This window comes from Listeria ivanovii subsp. ivanovii (assembly GCF_900187025.1).
Lineage (GTDB): Bacteria > Bacillota > Bacilli > Lactobacillales > Listeriaceae > Listeria > Listeria ivanovii.
This window is the reverse complement of the sequence record NZ_LT906478.1, coordinates 522,328-541,699: the sequence shown is the minus strand read 5'-3', so window position 1 is coordinate 541,699 and position 19,372 is coordinate 522,328. Positions and strand designations below refer to the sequence as shown.

Here is a 19,372-nt window from a genome sequence, read left to right as displayed (position 1 = left end):
TTTATATCTTGCTTTTAGCTGATTGATTTGGAAGGAAACTTTCGAACCAGTTATTCAAATCATCTTCTTCTGCTTCATTGATATTGTGACCAATAAAATAGCGATGCTTCTCAACGTTACAGCCCATTTTTTCAAAGAAAGCGGCGATTTTATCTGCTTCTTCTACTCGGACAACTGCATCTTCTAAACCATGTCCAATAAATATTCGCTTATTTTTCAACATTAAGTTATTAGGTCTTTCTTCTAAAAATGTTACCCAACGACCGCTTAAAATTGCTGCAGCCTTGTACTGGCCACCATAACTTTGCATAATTGCTGTAGTTAAAATGGCGCCCTGATCAAAGCCCGCTAGGAAAATCTGATTTTTATCAATCGAATCGTAGTTTTTACAAACATCATCAATAAATTCTGCCACACGCTGGCTTGTAAAATCTATCTCATGTACACTCGGATCCCCTTCAAGAACCATATGATAAAACCCAAAACTAGGTCCATATTCAATATCTCCACGCAGTGAAACAACCACAAACCGGTCCATCAGTAATTCCAGACGTCCAGCCATATCAAGCTCATCGCCACCAAAGCCATGAATTCCAAATATTACTGGGAATGTTTCGCCTGCTTTTCTTCCAATTGGTTCATAAATATCATACGCATACATTCTCATTTCTACACCAGCCTTACAACAGTTTTTTTAAAACTTCTGCTTCTTCATCAGTTAGTGTAATCCCTTTTCCCATTTTTTCATGGTCTTCTGCCCAGTCGCGAATATCGTATTTAGCAGGACGACCGTTCCAACTTACCCGATTTAGCTCTTTTCGCCAGCCACGCGCGTTTTCGGATAATACACCAACTTCTTCGATAATTTCGTATTCAATATTAGCCAAAATAACCCCTACCCTTTCTGATTCTATAATTACCATACTATCAAATATTTACCCCAAATAACATCCAAACAATCGTTAATTCTAAAAAAGCGCCCTTCCTACTAGAATTTTTGAATTGATTGCGTTACGATTAGAAAAGTAGGAGATGGTTTGGAGGTGCTTAGGAATTGAAAAACGAAACAACGGACTATTTGCTAGAAACGTGCTTAATGGCAGGCAAAATTATGATGGAAAGTGGTGCAGAAATGTACCGGGTGGAAGATACAATGAACCGGATTGCCAACATTGCTAGTAACAAAAAAGGCATTAGCTTTGTGACACCAACGGGTATTTTTATGTCACTTGAAGGCGAACGCAATGTACAGTTACAGCAAATTCCAACTAGAACAATTAATTTAGAAAAAGTTTCCTTAGTTAATGAACTATCGCGCGATTTTGCTGAAAAAAGAATCACTTTAAAGGATTTACATACAAAACTTACACATTTAGATAAGGATGTTCGCCATTTTCCACTTTGGTTGCAAATTTTTGCTGCCTCACTAGTTAGTGGCTCATTAATGATTATTTTTGGAGGAAGTTGGTTTGATTTTATTCCTACTTGCTTAATTGGAGCGATTGGTTTTATCATTTTCTATTACACGCAAATTTTTATGAAAGTAAAATTTCTGGCTGAATTTTTAGCTTCTTTAACAGTTGGCTTATTAGCTGTATTTACTATTTCTATCGGATTAGGTATTAATTTGGATAAGATGATTATCGGTGGAGTGATGCCACTTGTTCCAGGTGTTCCAATTACCAATGCTGTTCGGGATTTAATCGCGGGGCATTTACTTAGCGGAATGGCACGTGGAACAGAAGCGCTTCTTACTTCTTGTGCAATCGGAATTGGAATAGCGGTTGTCTTCCGCTTTTTCTTATAAAGGAGGTCGCAATATGGATTTAGTATGGACGATAATCATTCAATTAGTACTGAGTTATGTGGCGACGGTTACCTTTGCCATTATCACCAATGTACCCAAAAGAGCGCTTAATGCTTGTGGTATTACTGGTACATTCGGTTGGATGGCTTACTGGACTTTGATGCAAATGGATTCCGGAACAGGGGCTTCTTCGTTAGCTGGAGCTTTTGTTGTTGCTGTTCTTATCCATTTTTTTGCCAAATATAAAAAAATGCCGATTACGATTTTTAATGTTCCGGGAATTGTACCGCTTGTTCCTGGGGGGCTTGCATACCAAGCAGTGCGTAATTTCGTGTTAGGCAACTATACGGAGGCAATTGGCTTTTCTGTTCAAGTAACAGTGGTTGCAGGAGCTATCGCAGCGGGACTCATGCTTTCAGAAGTCTTCAATCACAGTATTCGCACATTTAGAGAACGAAAAGAACGAATTTAAAAAACGGCTAAAACCGGTAACAAGCCGGATTTAGCTGTTTTTTATAGCTTTATTTTAGATTAGTTAATGTTGCGCAAATCTTTTTCGTAGCTGGGTAGACTGCTCTATATACATCATATAGTTTTCGATATTTCTCGACATTTTCCTTTTTTGGTTTAAACGTGTCTTTTTTATATTGAACAAAAACATCTCGACAACTTTCAAAATCTTTAAACCAAGCAGTTCCAACCGCAGCAATCATACACGCTCCAACACCAGGCCCCTGTTCCACCTCTAAACGAATAATTTCTGCATTAAAAATATCAGCTTGCATTTGCATCCAGTCTGAATTCCTTGCCCCGCCGCCAACACTGATAATCCGCTTGAATTTTTTGTTTTTAGCCGCTTCCATTAAGACTTGTGCATCCTTCAAACTAAATGTAATACCTTCTAAAATCGCACGGGCAAAATGTTTCAACTCATGGCGCGTATCGATTCCAATAAAACTACCACGAATTTTTGCATCAATATGAGGTGTTCGCTCGCCAACGATATAAGGAGTAAAGAGCAGACCTTCACTTCCTGGGGCAACTGTATGAACACCGGCAAGCAATTCTTGGAAACTCAAACCTTTCCCAAAAGTATTTTTAAACCAATTTAGCGAGTTTCCAGCCGCAAGCGTTACTCCCATCGAATAATATACTTCTGAAACGATATGGTTGAAAAAGTGTAATTTCCCTTGATAATTTACTATATCACGCTCAAATGCACTGAAAACGCCACTCGTTCCAAGTGAAACAAGTGCATAATCCTCGTTTACTATTCCGGCTCCAAGTGCTGCACAAGCATTATCTGCTCCACCTGCAAATACTTTCACCGCTTGTTTTAATCCAAAACGGTTTGCATATTCTTCCTTCACTACACCAACTTGCTCTAAAGAAGAAACAACAGTTGGTAAAATCTTGTTATCAATTTCAAACTTGTCACAAATAGCGGTTGACCATTTTTGTTTTTCTATATCAAATAGAGATGTTCCAGCAGCATCTGAGTATTCACATGACATATTTCCTGTTAAGACAAATGCTAGATAATCTTTTGGTAACATAATTTTACGTACTTTCGCCCAGACTTCTGGTTTATTTTGCTTTAACCATAAAATTTTTGGCAAAGTAAAGCCTTCTAGAACAATATTTTTGGTGATATTAATTATTTCATCTCCATATTCCTCCATAATTTCTGTGCACTGTTTGGTTGTCCGCACATCATTCCATAAAATCGCTGGGTGAACTACTTTTTCTTCTGCACCTAACATCACTAGTGAATGCATTTGTCCAGAAAAACTGATTGCCTCTAGTTCAGCACCGAAATCCGCTACAGCAAAACCAAGCTTTGTCATTACTTTTTCTAGTCCAATCACCCAGTATTCTGGATGCTGCTCTGAAAACCCAGGCGCCGGTGAATCGATAGCATAATCCGTAGAAGCCTCAGCAATTAAGTTGCCCGCCTTATTCATGACAATTCCTTTTAGTGAACTTGTTCCAAGATCAATTCCTAGTACGTAACCCATTTGCTAAAACTCCTTTATTTAAAAGATATAATCATTCAACACCGATTTTACATGTTCGATATGGCTAGATTTCAGTTGAATATCATCTCCATGTTGATACGCATATTTCGATAGTGATTCCAAATCCTCTTTGTTTTCTAGAATGGATTTTCCAATCTCTGTATCCACCCATTTACCATAGCGTTCACGAAGGATATTCTCGATAAACTTATCTTCTGTTAATTTAGCTGCTGCTTTTAACCCACGTGCGAACGTGTCCATCCCTGCAATATGCGCAAGTAATAAGTCTTCCATCGCAAACGAAGAACGTCTCACTTTTGCATCAAAATTAATGCCACCTGGCGCAATTCCACCATTTTGTAAAATTTCATACATCGCAAGTGTTACATCAACGACATTTGTCGGAAATTCATCGGTATCCCACCCAAGTAACATGTCTCCTTGGTTAGCGTCAATTGAACCAAGAGCGTTATAATCACGAGCTACACGTAATTCATGTTCAAAAGTGTGCCCAGCAAGTGTGGCATGGTTTGCTTCTAAATTCAGCTTAAAATCACCTGCTAAACCATATTTTTGGATAAATGCCATGGTTGTTGCCGCATCAAAATCATATTGATGTTTGGACGGTTCTTTCGGTTTTGGTTCAATTAAAAATTGCGGTTTATGACCAATCTTTTCGGCGTAGGCAACCACCATTTTAAATAAACGAGCAATGTTGTCTTGTTCAAATTTCATATCCGTGTTTAAAAGCGTTTCGTAACCCTCGCGACCACCCCAAAATACATAGTTTGCTCCGCCTAGTTTCTTAGAGATGTCTAGCCCTTTTTTCACTTGCGCTGCTGCATAGGCAAACACTTCTGGGTCATTTGTCGAGCCGGCGCCATTATTAAAACGAGGATGAGAAAACATATTCGCTGTGTTCCAAAGTAATTTAATACCAGTTTCGTCCATTTTCACTCTAATTAAATCAGTAATTTCATCTAAGTTATTCATGAAATCCTTAATAGAATCGCCTGCTGGTGCTACATCAATATCATGGAAACAAAAATATTCCACGCCCAATTTTTCAAGAATTTCAAAAAATGCTTCCACACGATTCTTCGCTGTTTCCATCTCTGTTTGACCAATCCAAGTCCGCTCATTCGTAGCCATACCGAACGGATCACTACCATCTTGTGTCATCGTATGCCAGTAAGCTACTGCAAAACGCAAATGTTCTTTCATTGGTTTTCCAAGAACCACCTCGTCCGCTTGATAATGCCGAAATGCCAAGCGGTTTTTCGTATCCTTACCTTCAAATTGAATTTTTTCTACTTGTGGAAAATAGCTCATTGTTTATATCCTCCTTTTAAATTTATCTTTCATATAGTTAGTTGTTTCGTCGAACTAACTATATAATACCCTTTTCCCCTCTTCTTTGTAAAGCGGTTTCGGTAAATATATACAAATAAAAACTGCAGAGGCAAACCCTCCACAGTTCTTTTTGCTAAAATTTATTTCTTGAAAATGACCTTTTGCGATTCAAGACCGAGTACTTGTCTTGTAATAAGTGCTACTCCACCAAGTAAAGAGGAATCGTAAATATCATGCTCGGTAAACTTCATTTGCGTCTCACCTAATGGATTCAGTTCCTTATACTTCACTGAAATCCGCTCCAACAACTCCGGAAATTGTGATAAAGAACGCGACGATAAAAATATCGCATCCGGAGCGCTATATTGCACTAGATTATAGGTAATCTGCGAAATAGCCGCAATCCATTCATCTACAACTGCTAACACGTATTCATTACCCGTTTTAATTAATGTTACAAATTCCTCCACGGTTAAATCTGCTTTTTTTTCATGTTTGGCCACTTTTTCGATGATTGCTTTTTCAGAATAAAGTTCTTCTAATCGATATACTTGATTATCTTTACAAATAACAGAACGACCAATTTCGCCGGCCAAACCCTCTACACCATGATAAAGTTGCTCGTTAATAATTGTCCCGACGCCGATTCCATTATGAATATTAAGCGCAATCAAATTATTTAGCGGTTCCGCATCTGCATGATTCCAAAAATCCCGAATCGAAATAGCGGTTAAATTCGCCTCATTTTCAAAACGAATCGGCACCTTGACTACTTCTTGCAATGCATCAAGTAACGAAAAAGAATCTAATTCTAAAAATGGACTATAGCGGATTTTATTATCATAAACAGGCGCATGGGTCGATACAGCAATTCCTAGAAGCCCTTTCTTCGTTTCAAAAGTTGCTAGTCCAGCAATAATTTTCTTCATCATTTGAAAAACATCTTTTATGCTCTTGCCGATTAGTCTAAGAGATTCTTTTTGAATTACTTCTCCGTTTAAATAATTGACAGAATATCTTAAATGCCTCGCCCCCATATCGAAAGCTAAAACATAGCCATAGCGATAGTTAAATTGAATTAAATTTGGCTTGCGTCCACCAACATTACTAGATTCACCAATACCAAGTTCCTCGATAAGACCAAGCTCATGAAGCTCACGAACAATCGATGAAACAGTAGATTTTTGTAGATGAATAGAGCTCGCAATCGCACTACGAGAGGTTGGCCCAGCATTAAAAAGCGTTTTTAATACTAACTTCTTATTATTCTCTCGCATCACATCTTGATCTGTTTTTTGAGTCATACTTACTTGATCCTTTCTTACCACTCGTTTTATTTTCTACTGAAAAGTATATCACATTTTCCAACAAATAAATGAGCTTATGTATACGCAAAAAAAGAAGCTAAAACGAATTATCATTTTAGCTTTCGATTTTTAACGTCGAGCGATATTCACAGTTGTAAACACGAATTTATCATAACGGTGACGCGACTTCGAAAATTCAAAAGCAAGCCCATTATTTAAATACACGGTTTGCTCTACTTCGACAACCGGATCATCAGAAGCACAGTCTAAATATTGCTGGTCAAGCAAGGTCGCTTTATCTGCGCGAATTTGTTTATAAGAACTCGCAATTTTCAAATTGAGATCATCTTGAATGTAAGAATAAATCGAGCCTTCTAGAATTTGTTGGTTAATGCCGGGAATAACACCCACAGGCATATACGTATGCTCGAGTACATATGGTTCATCTTTGACCAAGCGCACACGTAGAATGTCATAAATTGGTGTTTCCATCTCGATATGAAGACGTTCGGCAATTTCTTCAGTTGGAAAAATAACTTTAAATTCAATAACCTTGCTAATCACTTTTTTACCATTTAAAAGTTTTGTGAAACCATTTACTTCTTGATTGTGAATCTGCAACCGGTCCGCGTCCAGCGCCGATTTGATAATGAAAGTACCATGTCCACGTTTCCGGTAAAGCAACCCTTCAAGTACAAGTACCTCAAGCGCTTTTTTCATTGTCATTCGACTACAATCAAACTCTTTCGCCAAAGTTATCTCGTCAGGAATAGGTTGATTAAGCGGATATGCGTGATTCATAATTCTTTTTCGGATTTCTTCAGCAATGTAACTATATTTTGTTTGATTCTGAGCCACGGAAGTTCACCTCTTTACACATAATAGTTTTATTTTATCACATTTAGTCCTCAAAGCCATTGTTTTCTGCAAGTTCTTTGTACCAATGACCGGATGCTTTAATTGTTCGTTTGAAATTATTATCCAAGTCAACTTCTACTAAGCCATAACGGTTTTTGTAAGCATTTGCCCAGCTCCAACAATCCATAAATGTCCAAAGATGGTAACCATTACAATTCGCACCTTCTTCTATTGCTTTATGCAACCATTTCAAATGGCTCTTAATAAAATCAATCCGGTAAGTATCTTCAATCATCCCGCCCGCATTCCGGTAGCGGCTTTCTCCTTCCACACCCATCCCATTTTCAGAAATAAAGAACGGAATATTATCGTAGTTATCACGTAAATTAATTGCAATATCATAAATCGCTCTTTCAAAAATTTCCCAACCACGATATGGATTCATTTTACGATAAGGCATTTCGTAGTTATCAAAAAGATGTTCTGGCATAAATGGTGCATCCGGATGTGCTGCGTATTCTTTTGCTTTCACACGGCGTGGTTGATAGTAATTGACTCCTAAAATATCAATAATATTGTTTTTAATTATCGCTAAATCTTCTTCTGTATAAGTTGGAAGTGCATCATGTTCACGAATAATTTCTACAAGATCTGCTGGGAAGTCCCCTTTTGTAACTGGATCTAAGAAACTACGATTGAAAATCAAATCAGCAATGTGCGCTGCTTTGACATCTGCTGGGTTTTGGCTACGCGGATAAGATGGTGTTAAGTTTAAGATAATTCCGATTTGACCGCTAGGAATTTTTAAATCGTGGAATTCTTTTACTGCCAGTGCATGTGCGAGTGTCGTATGGTAAGCCACTTGTACTGCGCGCTTAAAGTCAACTACATTTGGGAAGTGCATATCATATAAATATCCTGCTTCTACTGGTACAATTGGTTCGTTAAAAGTAAACCAATGTTTCACGCGGTCACCGAATAATTCAAAACAAGTTTTAGCAAAAGTAGCATAAGCATCTACTACTTCACGACTTTCAAAGCCACCTTTTTCTTGCATCGACATTGGCATATCGAAATGATATAAATTCATAAATGGTTCTACATCATTCGCTAGCATTTCATCAATAACACGATTATAAAAATCGACTGCTTTTGGATTCACTTCTCCGATACCATCTGGAATAAGACGAGACCATTGAATGGATGTCCGGAAAGAGTTATGTCCTGTTTGTTTCATTAAAGCGATATCTTCTTTATATTGATAATAAAAGTTGGAAGTATTTGCAGGTCCAACATCATTAAAGAAACGTCCTGGTTCTATATCATACCAATGGTCCCAAATACTAGGTTTTCTACCATCTACATTTGCTGCACCTTCTGTTTGAGGTCCGGAAGCGGCACTACCCCACCAAAAATTTTCTGGAAATTTATAAGTCATTATTTCTTACCTCCAATAATTATTTGTTTTCATTATACCTTATTTTTTTAAAAGTATAAACTTATTTATCCAAAAGTTTGTTTTTAAATTTTATTTCATATGGTATTGCCAAAAATGCGCTAATCGTCTACAATAAAAAAGTCGTATAAGTTCGGTAATATGGACCGATCGTTTCTACCAGGCAACCGTAAAGTGCCAGGCTACGAGCAGTGTAAATTTCATAGGGATTTTTTGCTATTTTTATTTTTCATTCCCTTCTTTTACCTATGCTCTTTCCATTATGTGCGACAACATAAATAGGGAGGCTTTTTTTAATGGAAAAATTTTTCAAACTACGCGAGAATAAGACGACTGTTCGGACAGAAATACTCGCGGGGCTAACGACTTTCTTATCGATGGCTTATGTACTTTTCGTCAATCCATCTATGCTGGCAACAACAGGAATGGAATTAAAAGCAGTATTTGTAGCAACAATTCTAGCTTCGGTAGTTGGTTCACTTGCAATGGGATTAATTGCCAACTATCCAATCGGACTCGCACCCGGTATGGGATTAAATGCATTCTTCGCTTATACTGTATGTGCGCAGTGGGGTATTCCTTGGCAAACGGCACTCGCTGGTGTTCTAGTTTCCGGATTAGTTTTCATTTGTTTAACACTTTCCGGTATTCGTGAAAAAATTGTTAATGCAATTCCTTCTGAACTAAAATTTGCTGTTGGTGCTGGAATCGGCTTTTTCATTGCTTTTCTAGGGCTGAAAAATGCTGGGATTATTGTGCCAAATGATTCTACAATCGTTGCACTAGGTGACTTGCATTCTGGACCAGTTTTACTTGCAGTTTTCGGAATTGTTATTACCGTTTGTTATATGACGATTGGTTGGAAGGGAGCGATTTTCTTCGGGATGGCAACGACTGCTATTGCAGGAATGATTTTCGGACTAATTGATGTACCAACACAAGTTGTTTCTTCCGTACCAAGTATCGCACCAACTTTTGGTCAAGCAGTGATTCATTTACCAGATATTTTCACTCCACAAATGTTAATTGTTATTTTAACCTTTTTCTTCATTGATTTCTTTGACACAGCAGGAACTCTCGTTGCCGTTGCGACACAAGCAGGCTTTGTAAAAGATAACAAGATTCCGCGTGCTGGACGTTCGCTTTTCTCTGACTCGATTGCAACCGTCTTTGGAGCAATTTTCGGAACATCAACGACTACTTCTTATGTAGAATCTACTGCCGGGGTTGCAGTTGGTGGTCGAACTGGTTTAACTGCCGTGGTTATCGCGATTTGTTTCTCTTTATCGCTATTCTTTTCCCCGCTTCTTGGTGTCATTACGAGTGCTGTTACAACGCCAGCACTCGTAATTGTAGGAATATTAATGATTGGAAATGTAGCACATATTGATTGGACGAAATTTGAAGTTGCTGTACCTGCATTCTTCGTTATATTAATGATGGTACTTACTTTCTCCATCGCAACTGGTATCGCAATCGGCTTCATCTTCTATCCAATTACAATGGCGCTTAAAGGTCGCTATAAAGAAGTCCATCCAATTATGTATGTGATGATGCTACTGTTTATATTGTATTTCATATTTGTCGTTTAAAACGCAAAAGACCGAGGATAGTTACCTGTCCTCGGTCTTTTTTTAATCATAATAGACAATCATGAAATTTTTGCCTCGTTCTTCGTCATATCCTTGTACAAAATCAGTTTCTTCTAGTTGCTCCAAGTCTTTCACAACAACCGAAATATTTTTTCCTAATTTAATCGTTTTACGGATTTTTTTCGATAATTTTTCCCGTTTTTCTTCATCTAATTGAAAGCTTTCTGGAAAACGCACATTATTTTCTTTTTCAAAGGTATCCACCATTGTATTAAATTCCGTAATTTCTTCAGGCTTTTCAATCGTTGTTCGAGCAAATTCAGCAATATTGAGTGTCTCTTCACCCGCTAAATATTCCGTTGTCGCTTTGACAAAGTTAGACTTATCAAGTAGTGATTCCTCGCGTTGTTTAATATAATCTGTACAAACTTCTACAAATCCCTCGGTATAAAATTTTTCATCAGTAATCTTTTCTATTCCTAAAAACTTATCTTTCCAATAAACCGAATCCCCACGATTAAGTCTATCAAGGATTAAAACTTTATTACCTGAGTCCTGTTCTAAATTAAAAATTAAGCAGCCCTTATCTAAATCCGTCCCCGTAATCCCTTTATCATAACCAATTTGGAATTCTTGGCCATTAAAATCATTTTTTAAAAAGACTTCTTTATTTTCGACTTTAAAAATTCCGATACCATTTGTGAAATCTCCATCCACAACACAACCTTCCATGAAGAAGAGCCACACGTCACCACTTTTAATGTTCGGATGGGTTGTTTCTCTATATAAATGTTCCAATATCTTCTTTGATTCATCTAGAAATTCTTCTTCATAAGCAAACATATTTGCCGCATAAGTTCGGACTTCATTAAAATCCAAATCGGTTTCATGAGTAAACTGATAATATTCATCTTTTTTAAATGGCTCCAAAAAAATCGAAGCAAGTGTTTGATTCATTTCGGAGCCAATATCAGCAAGTACATTGGACGATACTTCTGTTCCCTCTTCTCTCGCTTTATTCCCCGCAAAATGGACTACGAGTTTAGTTATTTTTGCATAAGAAAAATCTGGCATTTCTTTATCATCCTATCTTTTATAAAATGGTTATTTCCTGTATACTAATTTTATTATCATCAAAATGGAGGCAAAAACAATGGTTCCCGCAGATTTTGAAGACCGTGTATACGAGGTAGTTCGACAAATCCCTCGTGGCAAAGTAACTACTTATGGTCAGATCGCATATAAAATTGGTTTCCCAAAAAATTCCAGGCTTGTCGGTGCCACGCTAAAACACTCTAAACGTGACAAAATCACACCATGTCATCGTGTCGTAAATGCAGCTGGACGGCTTGTTCCAAATTGGGATGAACAGCGCGAATTACTTATATCAGAAGGTGTTCAGTTGAAAGCAAATGGGCACGTTGATTTAAAAACTTACTTTTGGCAATAAACTTGATAACCACGCCCAACATCCTGAACGCCATGCGAATCCGAACCATATATAAACGGAATTTGTAATTGATTAGCTAAAAGAACAATCTCTTTTGGCGGGTAAGTCTCTCCACATAGTGGTTTAAATAATCCCGCTGCATTAAAATCAAGTTCATAACCTCGCTTTTTCACTAATGAAAGCACCTGTTGAAACTGTGCTTTCACCTCACTCGAGAGCAGATTTTTTTCTGATCCAAAATACTGCCAAAATTTTTGACACAAAGAAATATGGCCCATCCTGATCGGCTTAAAGTTTCCTAAATCTGCTTCAATCGACTGCTTGATCCCTTCCAAATAAGCAAGTTGCGCTTTTTCAAAGCCCGCGTAAAATTGAACAATACCCTCGTCATAATCTTCCGCTGAGAAATCAATCGAACGATAGCCTCCTTGTCCCGCTAAAAAATGCAGCGATAAAATCCCATCATCTGTTTGCGGTCCATATTCATTTAAAAAGTCCCGTGTAAAATCTTCATATCCTATTAAATAATCCACTTCAAAACCAATATGTATTAATAAATCACTCGCATACTTCTTCTGCAAATGTGTCATTTTCTTCAAATAGTAAGGTACATCACTAAGCTCCATACTTGCCGTCTCAATCGCTTCTTTATCTCCGGCTGTTTCTTGCATAAATTCACTAGGAAGTGGTGCATGCTCAACAATGGAGTATTCATCAAAATCTAGTTCGATTGCTCTTAAAATCATTTCTTCTACATCTTCTCGCGTCCCATGCGGACAAAATTCTGTATGCGTATGTCCATCTCGTTTCATACCCTTTCCTCCTCAATTTTTTTCTCTTTAACCTAGCAAATGGTACACTAATTATACCATAAGGAATCATTTTTCTATTCATTATTTACAAAAATGCTTTAACATGCTAATATGCTAATAAGCTAAAATATAAAAAAGGAGCTAACCCGATGAACTTAAACCGGAATTTGCCAACTGGAACACGTGATAAATTATTTCGCGAAGCTCACGTTGCCTATAAAATCGAACAACAAGTAAATCAATATTTTGAAGCTCGAGGTTTTAAGCGAATTGAAACACCCGTCATTGAATTTGCAGACGTTTTCTCCTCTGAAAACCAGGCAGACACCAAACTGTATCGTTTCTTTGATGAAAAAGGTCGCTTGACAGTTCTTCGGCCAGATATGACTTTGCCGATTGGTCGAGTGGTTAGTACAACGGGGGTCACCCTACCTTTAAAACTTTCTTATAGTGGTAAAATTTTCCGAGCCAACGACGATTTTGGTGGAGAGCAAAATGAACAAACCCAAGCAGGGATTGAACTTATTGGTTATCCTTCTATTAAAGCAGAAATCGAATGCATTTTAAGTGGAATAGGGGTATTAAATGAGCTCCAAATTCCGAATTTTCAAATTGAACTCGGGCACGCTGCCATTTATCGACGACTTATTCACCTTTTACATCTTTCCGAAACTACTGAAATGGAATTCCGCCTTTTAATTCAAAATAAAAGTTTAACTGGTATCCAAGCATTTGTTACTAATAATCCTAGCTCGCTTGATGACTTTATTTTGGCACTTCCTAGGTTGTTTGGACCTGCTACAACTATTCTGGCCCAAGCAAAGAAACTAACGACGGATCAAGGGATTATAGCTGCCCTAACTGAAATAGAAACAATCGTTAAAGCTGTTCATTATGCTGCTGATATAAGTGTCGATTTAGGTTTAGTACAAGACCTCCATTACTACACTGGTATTATTTTTAGAGGATATGCTGAACTTGCTGCCGATAATTTCTTAAACGGCGGACGTTATGACCATTTACTAGAACAATTCACTAGCTCCTCCTCACCAGCAGTTGGTTTGGCACTCAACCTTGACTTACTTACCGACCTACAAAATCACGCTGGCATTTTCAAAAAACAAGCAGGTACAACTCTTTTAATCCACTATGACTTGGCGGCATTACCTGAAGCAGAGAAATTAATGCAACAAACGCCAAATAGTGAATTAAGTTTTTTTGAAGAAGCGGCCAATGCGATTTCTTTCGCCAAAAAATGGAAAATCCCAAGTGTGGTTCACGTATCAACAGAAGGAATTACGACTATTTTTGGTAAGGAGGCCGGACAATGAAAGTACTTAAAATTGCTTTAACAAAAGGTCGCCTTGAGAAAGATGCCATTTCACTTTTACAAAAAGCGGGAATTGATTGTTCTTCTATGGAAGATAAAAAACGAAAGCTTATTTTTCACAGCACAACCCAACCAATTTCTTTTATCCTTGTGAAAGCTGTCGATGTAATGACTTATGTAAAGCATGGGGTAACTGATATTGGTATTGTGGGTAAGGACGTTTTGCTTGAAGCATCTAAATCACATTACGAAATGCTCGATTTAGAAATTGGTAAATGTCAGTTTTGTCTTGCTTCAACATCAGATTATGATCCAAGTAGTTACCGCCGAAAAATTATCGCAACGAAATATCCTAATGTCGCATCTAAATACTTCCTTGAAAAAGGGGAAGATGTCGAAATTATTAAAATCGAAGGCTCCGTTGAAATCGCACCTGTCCTTGGTTTAGCCGATGCCATTATTGATATAGTTGAAACCGGCTCTACTTTAAAAGAAAACGGCCTACAAATCTATGAAAAAATGTATCCAATTTCAGCACGAGTGATTGTTAATAAAGCTTCCTTAAAACAAAATAAGATCCAAATCTTTGAATTAATAGACCAACTCGAAAAAGTAATAAAGGAGGAACGCAGGAAATGAATTATTTAACTGGAACACCAGAAGACATTTTACAAGAACTGTTATCCACCTCATCAGACGATACTTCCGCTACTATCGGTGCCCAAGTAAAAGCAATTATTCAAAAAGTAGCAACAGATGGTGACCAAGCTCTATTTGATTACACAAGACAATTCGATCAAGTCTCCATCCAAAAGTTACGTATTCCTAAAGAAACTATAACGTCAGCTTTAGCCGAGGTTGATGAAGCCTTTTTAGAGGTATTAAAACAAGCAAAAGCAAATATTGAAAGCTTCCACATAAAACAACAACAAACGGCTTTTATAGATAATGAAAAACCAGGTGTCATTCGCGGACAACTTATTCGTCCTTTAGAAACCGTTGGCGTTTATGTTCCAGGTGGTACTGCTGCCTATCCCTCATCCGTATTAATGAATGTTTTACCTGCTAAAATTGCTGGAGTAAACCGAATCGTTATGATTACCCCACCAGGCGAAAATGGGATTAATCCACATGTACTTGCTGCTGCCCACATTGCTGGTGTTGATGAAATTTATCAAGTTGGCGGGGCTCAAGGAATTGCTGCTCTTGCTTATGGTACAGAATCCATCCCGAAAGTAGCTAAAATCGTTGGTCCAGGAAATATTTACGTTGCCACCGCTAAACGAGAAGTTTTTGGCATAGTAGATATCGATATGATTGCCGGACCATCTGAAATCGTTGTGCTCGCTGACGATTCAGCAAACCCAGCATTTATCGCTGCAGACTTACTCTCCCAAGCAGAGCACGACACCTTATCCCGTGCTATCTTAATAACCACTAGCGAAAAAATCGCTAAAGAATCCGAATCAGAAATTCACAGCCAACTAGCATCACTTCCAAGAAAAAGAATTGCAGCAGAAGCAATTCGCTCAGAAGGAAAAATTATCCTTGCTGATAACTTAGCAGATATGTTCGAAATTATGAATGGAATCGCCCCAGAGCATCTAGAAGTCCAACTAGAAAATCCCATGAATTATTTGCATCAGATAAAAAATGCAGGATCGATTTTTCTAGGCAGTTATGCGTCAGAACCACTTGGAGATTATTTTGCTGGACCTAATCATGTATTACCAACAAGTGGAACCGCCAAATTTTTCTCGCCGCTCGGTGTAGAAGACTTTACTAAACGATCCGCTTTCATTTCCTATACAAAAGAAGCTTTAGCAAAAGAGAAAGAGGCGATTATTTTACTCGCAAACAAAGAAGGATTAGATGCACATGCCAGAGCTATCCAAATTCGTTTTGAGGAGGAAAAGTAAATGAGAACTGCAACGAAAACACGAACTACTGCAGAAACATCGATTGAACTTGCAATCAATTTGGACACACAAGAAGAAGCAACTATTTCTACCGGAGTCGGATTTTTAGACCATATGCTTACACTCCTTGCCAAACACAGCCGTATTACTTTGCACGTAAAAGCGGATGGAGATACTTATGTCGATGCGCACCATACTGTAGAAGATATTGGTATTACACTTGGTATTTGTTTAAAAGAAGCGCTCGGCGACAAAGCTAATATCAATCGTTACGGTTCCGCGTATGTTCCAATGGATGAAGCGCTCGGTTTTGCTGCCCTTGACTTAAGTGGTCGCTCGTATCTAGTTTTCGACGCGGAGTTAATCAATCCTAAATTAGGTGATTTTGACACTGAGCTTGTTGAAGAATTTTTCCAAGCAGTTGCTTTCAATGCCGAAATGAATTTACATCTGCGGGTTCTTTATGGCAAAAATACACATCATAAAATTGAAGCTCTTTTTAAAGCATTTGGACGTGCTCTCCGCGAAGCTATCACGATTAATCCAGATATCAAAGGCATCAATTCGACTAAAGGAGTCCTATAAATGATTGTTATTGTTGATTATGATACAGGAAATACGAAGAGCATCAGCAAAGCACTTGATTTTATTGGCTTACCAAATAAAATTTCTAGTAGTAAAGCAACCATGATAGAAGCAGACGGTATTATACTTCCTGGTGTCGGTGCCTACCCTGAAGCAATGCAAGAACTAATTCAGCGAGGACTTGATATCACACTCAAAAACATCGCCGCCATGGGAAAACCTATACTTGGCGTTTGTCTCGGTATGCAACTCTTGCTCGAATCAAGTAGCGAGCATACTTTTACAAATGGACTCGGGCTCATTCCAGGTCGCGTCGAAAAACTACCATCCAAACCTGCATTCGCTGTACCACACATGGGATGGAACGAACTAAATATCCAGCAAACAACTCCTTTAACTACCAATTTAAATGGAGAATATGTATATTATGTCCACTCGTATTATGCAAAATGTACTCCCGAATATATTATCGCCACTAGTAGCTATTCAGTAGAAATTCCAAGCATGATAAGGAATGGAAATGTTTACGGAGCACAATTCCATCCTGAAAAAAGCGGCGAAATTGGATTACAAATTTTAACCGGTTTTAAGGAGGTCATCGCAACATGCAAATCTTCCCAGCAATAGATTTAAAAAACGGTCAATGCGTGAGACTTTTTCAGGGTGATTTTACAAAAAAATTTGTCGTCAACCCAGATCCTGTCGCTCAAGCAAGCACATTTGTCAAAGATGGTGCCTCTTATTTACACATAGTTGATCTAGACGGAGCATTAGAAGGACGACCAGTAAATCTTGAAATTATTAAAGAAATGAAAAAAGCCTCCGGAATCCCCGTCCAAGTTGGTGGAGGCATCCGTAGCATGGCACAAGTGGATTACTATCTACAATCCGGTATTAACCGTGTCATCATTGGTTCCGCTGCCCTTACAGACCCTGCGTTCTTACAAGCAGCTGTTCAAAAATATGGCCCCAAAATCGCCGCCGGAATTGATGCTAAAAATGGTTTTGTCGCAACAAGTGGCTGGTTAAATATTAGTCAAGTATCTTACTTAGACTTGGCGAAAGAAATGGAAACAATGCAGGTAGAAACAATTATCTATACAGATATCAGTCGTGATGGTACATTAACTGGTCCTAATCTCGAGCAAATGGAAGCCTTGAAAAAGCATGTTTCGGTGAACCTTATAGCATCTGGCGGGGTAAGTAGCCGCCAAGATTTAGAAGCACTTGCCAAACTTAATCTTTACGGAGCCATTGCAGGTAAAGCCCTTTACAACAAAAATATTTCCATGTCTGATATCATCGAGGTGGAACAACTTGCTTACTAAAAGAATCATTCCTTGTCTTGATGTCACTGCTGGTCGAGTAGTAAAAGGTGTCAATTTTGTTTCATTAACAGATGTCGGCGATCCTGTTGAAATTGCAAAAGCCTACAATAAAGCCGGCGCCGATGAACTTATTTTCTTAGATATCACCGCAACAATCGAGCTTCGCGAAACAATGATTGATGTTGTCGAACGAACAGCTGAACAAGTATTCATTCCACTTACAGTTGGCGGAGGAATCAGCAGTGTTTCCGATATGAAAAAGCTCCTTCAAGCAGGTGCCGATAAAATCTCGCTTAATTCAGCAGCAATTCACCGCCCTGAGCTTATCCAAGAAGGTGCTGCAAAGTTTGGTAATCAATGCATTGTCGTCGCTATTGATGCTAAATGGAATGGCACCAATTGGAGTGTCTATACAAAAGGTGGACGAAACGATACTGGTCTTGATGCCATCGAGTGGGCAAAAAAAGCGGTTAAACTAGGCGCTGGCGAAATCCTCCTAACTAGTATGGATGGTGATGGAACCAAAAACGGTTACGATATACCACTTACAAAAGCTATCTCAGAAGCCGTCCCAGTCCCAGTCATTGCTTCTGGTGGCTGTGGAAACGCCAACCATATGGCCGAAGTGTTCGAACAAACAAACGCAACCGCCGCACTTGCAGCAAGTATTTTCCATTACGGCGAACTTAGCATCCAAAATGTTAAAAAAACATTGCTTGATAAAGGAGTGAATATTCGCCCATGAAGTCGCTTGATTTTTCGAAAGGTCTTGTCCCCACCATTATCCTAGACGATGAAAATGGTGAAGTATTGATGCTCGCTTACATGAATGAAGAAAGTTATCAAAAAACCCTCCAAACAGGCTTGACATGGTTCTACTCTCGTTCTAGAAATGAACTATGGAACAAAGGGGCAACAAGCGGACACATCCAAAAAGTAAAACAAATCTGGACAGACTGCGATAGCGATACTTTGCTCATCCGAGTAATCCAAACCGGACCAGCATGTCATACCGGAAAAAGAAGTTGCTTTTTCAAGCTTATCAAGGAGGAAATTTAAATGCTAACTAAATTGTATGAAGAAATCAATCTTCGTAAAGCACAACCAAAAGAAGGATCTTATACCAACTATTTATTTGATAAAGGTCTCGATAAAATTCTAAAAAAAGTCGGCGAAGAAACAACTGAAGTCATCATCGCCGCTAAAAATAACAAGCAAGAACTTATTTCCGAAATATCCGATTTGACTTACCACTTACTCGTGCTTTTAGCTGAAAAAAATATTTCTCTAGCCGATGTTGAGGCAGAATTAAAAAAACGCACTGGTAAACTAAGTACTACACGTGACCGTAAAGAAATCGATGAATTATAATACATGACAAATTCGTCACATTGTAGATTATTATTGTAAGAAAAAACGCAGGATTATTTGGACACTATCTTATATAATTGTTTCCATGGAGCGCTTTTACCCAAAAGAAAGCGAATAGTGTTAAAGCATTGATTTTAAATTCAAATTCGTCTTATCCCTTGGCGTTGCTTTAACATTAAACTCCCT

At 38.2% G+C, this 19,372-nt stretch carries 22 protein-coding genes and 1 riboswitch; of the genes, 13 read left to right on the top strand and 9 right to left on the bottom strand.

Going from position 1 to position 19,372, the window contains the following annotated elements; translation table 11 throughout:
• Position 1: 1 nt before the first annotated feature.
• Complete coding sequence (locus CKV67_RS02610; protein ID WP_014092023.1) at positions 2-661, bottom strand: alpha/beta hydrolase; 660 nt, start codon at positions 659-661, stop codon at positions 2-4.
• A gap of 19 nt (positions 662-680) precedes the next feature.
• Positions 681-887, bottom strand: coding sequence for a YdbC family protein (locus tag CKV67_RS02605; protein WP_014092022.1), 207 nt, complete (start codon positions 885-887; stop codon positions 681-683).
• A gap of 167 nt (positions 888-1,054) precedes the next feature.
• On the opposite strand from CKV67_RS02605, the gene CKV67_RS02600 reads away from it, so the two are divergent.
• Positions 1,055-1,807: a threonine/serine exporter family protein gene (locus CKV67_RS02600; protein WP_014092021.1), complete on the top strand. Its 753-nt coding sequence runs from the start codon at positions 1,055-1,057 to the stop codon at positions 1,805-1,807.
• Between the two features lie 13 nt (positions 1,808-1,820).
• On the top strand, positions 1,821-2,279 hold the full coding sequence (locus CKV67_RS02595) for a threonine/serine exporter family protein (RefSeq protein ID WP_025279770.1): 459 nt from the start codon (positions 1,821-1,823) through the stop codon (positions 2,277-2,279).
• Between the two features lie 49 nt (positions 2,280-2,328).
• Here CKV67_RS02595 and xylB read toward each other — a convergent pair whose 3' ends face one another.
• The 5 genes from xylB to CKV67_RS02570 form a co-directional block, all read right to left on the bottom strand.
• A complete protein-coding gene (gene xylB / locus CKV67_RS02590; protein WP_014092020.1) occupies positions 2,329-3,825 on the bottom strand; it encodes a xylulokinase in 1,497 nt (498 codons plus the stop codon).
• A gap of 18 nt (positions 3,826-3,843) precedes the next feature.
• A complete protein-coding gene (xylA, locus tag CKV67_RS02585; protein ID WP_014092019.1) occupies positions 3,844-5,157 on the bottom strand; it encodes a xylose isomerase in 1,314 nt (437 codons plus the stop codon).
• A gap of 161 nt (positions 5,158-5,318) precedes the next feature.
• Positions 5,319-6,482: an ROK family transcriptional regulator gene (locus tag CKV67_RS02580; protein ID WP_014092018.1), complete on the bottom strand. Its 1,164-nt coding sequence runs from the start codon at positions 6,480-6,482 to the stop codon at positions 5,319-5,321.
• A 132-nt stretch (positions 6,483-6,614) separates the two neighbouring features.
• On the bottom strand, positions 6,615-7,343 hold the full coding sequence (locus CKV67_RS02575) for a GntR family transcriptional regulator (protein ID WP_014092017.1): 729 nt from the start codon (positions 7,341-7,343) through the stop codon (positions 6,615-6,617).
• A gap of 43 nt (positions 7,344-7,386) precedes the next feature.
• Positions 7,387-8,781: a glycoside hydrolase family 1 protein gene (locus tag CKV67_RS02570; protein ID WP_014092016.1), complete on the bottom strand. Its 1,395-nt coding sequence runs from the start codon at positions 8,779-8,781 to the stop codon at positions 7,387-7,389.
• Between the two features lie 121 nt (positions 8,782-8,902).
• Positions 8,903-9,004: riboswitch (purine riboswitch) on the top strand.
• Positions 9,005-9,095: 91 nt separating this feature from the next.
• Between CKV67_RS02570 and CKV67_RS02565 the strand changes: the two genes are divergently transcribed.
• Complete coding sequence (locus CKV67_RS02565; protein WP_014092015.1) at positions 9,096-10,391, top strand: NCS2 family permease; 1,296 nt, start codon at positions 9,096-9,098, stop codon at positions 10,389-10,391.
• A 42-nt stretch (positions 10,392-10,433) separates the two neighbouring features.
• On the opposite strand, the gene CKV67_RS02560 is transcribed toward CKV67_RS02565, so the two are convergent.
• On the bottom strand, positions 10,434-11,465 hold the full coding sequence (locus tag CKV67_RS02560) for a nucleoid-associated protein (RefSeq protein ID WP_025279769.1): 1,032 nt from the start codon (positions 11,463-11,465) through the stop codon (positions 10,434-10,436).
• Positions 11,466-11,544: 79 nt separating this feature from the next.
• Here CKV67_RS02560 and CKV67_RS02555 point away from each other — a divergent pair, with 79 nt between their 5' ends.
• Complete coding sequence (locus CKV67_RS02555; RefSeq protein ID WP_014092013.1) at positions 11,545-11,841, top strand: MGMT family protein; 297 nt, start codon at positions 11,545-11,547, stop codon at positions 11,839-11,841.
• Here CKV67_RS02555 and hisJ read toward each other — a convergent pair.
• Entirely contained in the window at positions 11,826-12,653 is an 828-nt protein-coding gene (gene hisJ / locus CKV67_RS02550; protein ID WP_014092012.1) for a histidinol-phosphatase HisJ, read from the bottom strand. The genes CKV67_RS02555 and hisJ overlap by 16 nt on opposite strands.
• A gap of 149 nt (positions 12,654-12,802) precedes the next feature.
• On the opposite strand from hisJ, the gene CKV67_RS02545 reads away from it, so the two are divergent.
• From CKV67_RS02545 to hisE, 9 genes are read left to right on the top strand one after another with little or no spacing between them, the layout of a single operon-like run.
• Positions 12,803-13,984: an ATP phosphoribosyltransferase regulatory subunit gene (locus CKV67_RS02545; RefSeq protein ID WP_014092011.1), complete on the top strand. Its 1,182-nt coding sequence runs from the start codon at positions 12,803-12,805 to the stop codon at positions 13,982-13,984.
• Positions 13,981-14,622, top strand: a complete 642-nt coding sequence (gene hisG / locus CKV67_RS02540; RefSeq protein ID WP_014092010.1) for an ATP phosphoribosyltransferase — start codon at positions 13,981-13,983, stop codon at positions 14,620-14,622. Before CKV67_RS02545 ends, hisG begins: the two co-directional genes overlap by 4 nt.
• Complete coding sequence (gene hisD, locus CKV67_RS02535) at positions 14,619-15,902, top strand: histidinol dehydrogenase (protein WP_014092009.1); 1,284 nt, start codon at positions 14,619-14,621, stop codon at positions 15,900-15,902. Before hisG ends, hisD begins: the two co-directional genes overlap by 4 nt.
• Complete coding sequence (hisB, locus tag CKV67_RS02530) at positions 15,903-16,487, top strand: imidazoleglycerol-phosphate dehydratase HisB (RefSeq protein ID WP_014092008.1); 585 nt, start codon at positions 15,903-15,905, stop codon at positions 16,485-16,487. It begins immediately after the preceding gene.
• Positions 16,488-17,114 carry an imidazole glycerol phosphate synthase subunit HisH gene (gene hisH, locus CKV67_RS02525; RefSeq protein WP_014092007.1) on the top strand — a complete coding sequence of 209 codons (627 nt, stop codon included), beginning with the start codon at positions 16,488-16,490 and terminating at the stop codon, positions 17,112-17,114. It abuts the gene before it with no gap.
• On the top strand, positions 17,093-17,815 hold the full coding sequence (gene hisA / locus CKV67_RS02520) for a 1-(5-phosphoribosyl)-5-[(5-phosphoribosylamino)methylideneamino]imidazole-4-carboxamide isomerase (protein WP_014092006.1): 723 nt from the start codon (positions 17,093-17,095) through the stop codon (positions 17,813-17,815). The genes hisH and hisA overlap by 22 nt, the downstream gene beginning before the upstream one ends.
• Entirely contained in the window at positions 17,805-18,560 is a 756-nt protein-coding gene (hisF, locus tag CKV67_RS02515) for an imidazole glycerol phosphate synthase subunit HisF (protein WP_014092005.1), read from the top strand. Before hisA ends, hisF begins: the two co-directional genes overlap by 11 nt.
• Complete coding sequence (hisI, locus tag CKV67_RS02510; protein WP_014092004.1) at positions 18,557-18,874, top strand: phosphoribosyl-AMP cyclohydrolase; 318 nt, start codon at positions 18,557-18,559, stop codon at positions 18,872-18,874. Before hisF ends, hisI begins: the two co-directional genes overlap by 4 nt.
• On the top strand, positions 18,875-19,186 hold the full coding sequence (hisE, locus tag CKV67_RS02505) for a phosphoribosyl-ATP diphosphatase (RefSeq protein WP_014092003.1): 312 nt from the start codon (positions 18,875-18,877) through the stop codon (positions 19,184-19,186). It abuts the gene before it with no gap.
• The last annotated feature ends 186 nt before the right edge of the window (positions 19,187-19,372 follow it).

What these genes read in the sequence shown, in the direction of transcription:
- CKV67_RS02610 (WP_014092023.1), bottom strand. Translation starts at nt 661, where the DNA reads ATGTATGCGTATGATATTTATGAACCAATTGGAAGAAAAGCAGGCGAA.
- CKV67_RS02595 (WP_025279770.1), top strand. Translation starts at nt 1,821, where the DNA reads ATGGATTTAGTATGGACGATAATCATTCAATTAGTACTGAGTTATGTG.
- xylB (WP_014092020.1), bottom strand. Translation starts at nt 3,825, where the DNA reads ATGGGTTACGTACTAGGAATTGATCTTGGAACAAGTTCACTAAAAGGA.
- xylA (WP_014092019.1), bottom strand. Translation starts at nt 5,157, where the DNA reads ATGAGCTATTTTCCACAAGTAGAAAAAATTCAATTTGAAGGTAAGGAT.
- CKV67_RS02580 (WP_014092018.1), bottom strand. Translation starts at nt 6,482, where the DNA reads ATGACTCAAAAAACAGATCAAGATGTGATGCGAGAGAATAATAAGAAG.
- CKV67_RS02570 (WP_014092016.1), bottom strand. Translation starts at nt 8,781, where the DNA reads ATGACTTATAAATTTCCAGAAAATTTTTGGTGGGGTAGTGCCGCTTCC.
- CKV67_RS02565 (WP_014092015.1), top strand. Translation starts at nt 9,096, where the DNA reads ATGGAAAAATTTTTCAAACTACGCGAGAATAAGACGACTGTTCGGACA.
- CKV67_RS02560 (WP_025279769.1), bottom strand. Translation starts at nt 11,465, where the DNA reads ATGCCAGATTTTTCTTATGCAAAAATAACTAAACTCGTAGTCCATTTT.
- CKV67_RS02555 (WP_014092013.1), top strand. Translation starts at nt 11,545, where the DNA reads ATGGTTCCCGCAGATTTTGAAGACCGTGTATACGAGGTAGTTCGACAA.
- hisJ (WP_014092012.1), bottom strand. Translation starts at nt 12,653, where the DNA reads ATGAAACGAGATGGACATACGCATACAGAATTTTGTCCGCATGGGACG.
- CKV67_RS02545 (WP_014092011.1), top strand. Translation starts at nt 12,803, where the DNA reads ATGAACTTAAACCGGAATTTGCCAACTGGAACACGTGATAAATTATTT.
- hisG (WP_014092010.1), top strand. Translation starts at nt 13,981, where the DNA reads ATGAAAGTACTTAAAATTGCTTTAACAAAAGGTCGCCTTGAGAAAGAT.
- hisD (WP_014092009.1), top strand. Translation starts at nt 14,619, where the DNA reads ATGAATTATTTAACTGGAACACCAGAAGACATTTTACAAGAACTGTTA.
- hisB (WP_014092008.1), top strand. Translation starts at nt 15,903, where the DNA reads ATGAGAACTGCAACGAAAACACGAACTACTGCAGAAACATCGATTGAA.
- hisH (WP_014092007.1), top strand. Translation starts at nt 16,488, where the DNA reads ATGATTGTTATTGTTGATTATGATACAGGAAATACGAAGAGCATCAGC.
- hisA (WP_014092006.1), top strand. Translation starts at nt 17,093, where the DNA reads ATGCAAATCTTCCCAGCAATAGATTTAAAAAACGGTCAATGCGTGAGA.
- hisI (WP_014092004.1), top strand. Translation starts at nt 18,557, where the DNA reads ATGAAGTCGCTTGATTTTTCGAAAGGTCTTGTCCCCACCATTATCCTA.
- hisE (WP_014092003.1), top strand. Translation starts at nt 18,875, where the DNA reads ATGCTAACTAAATTGTATGAAGAAATCAATCTTCGTAAAGCACAACCA.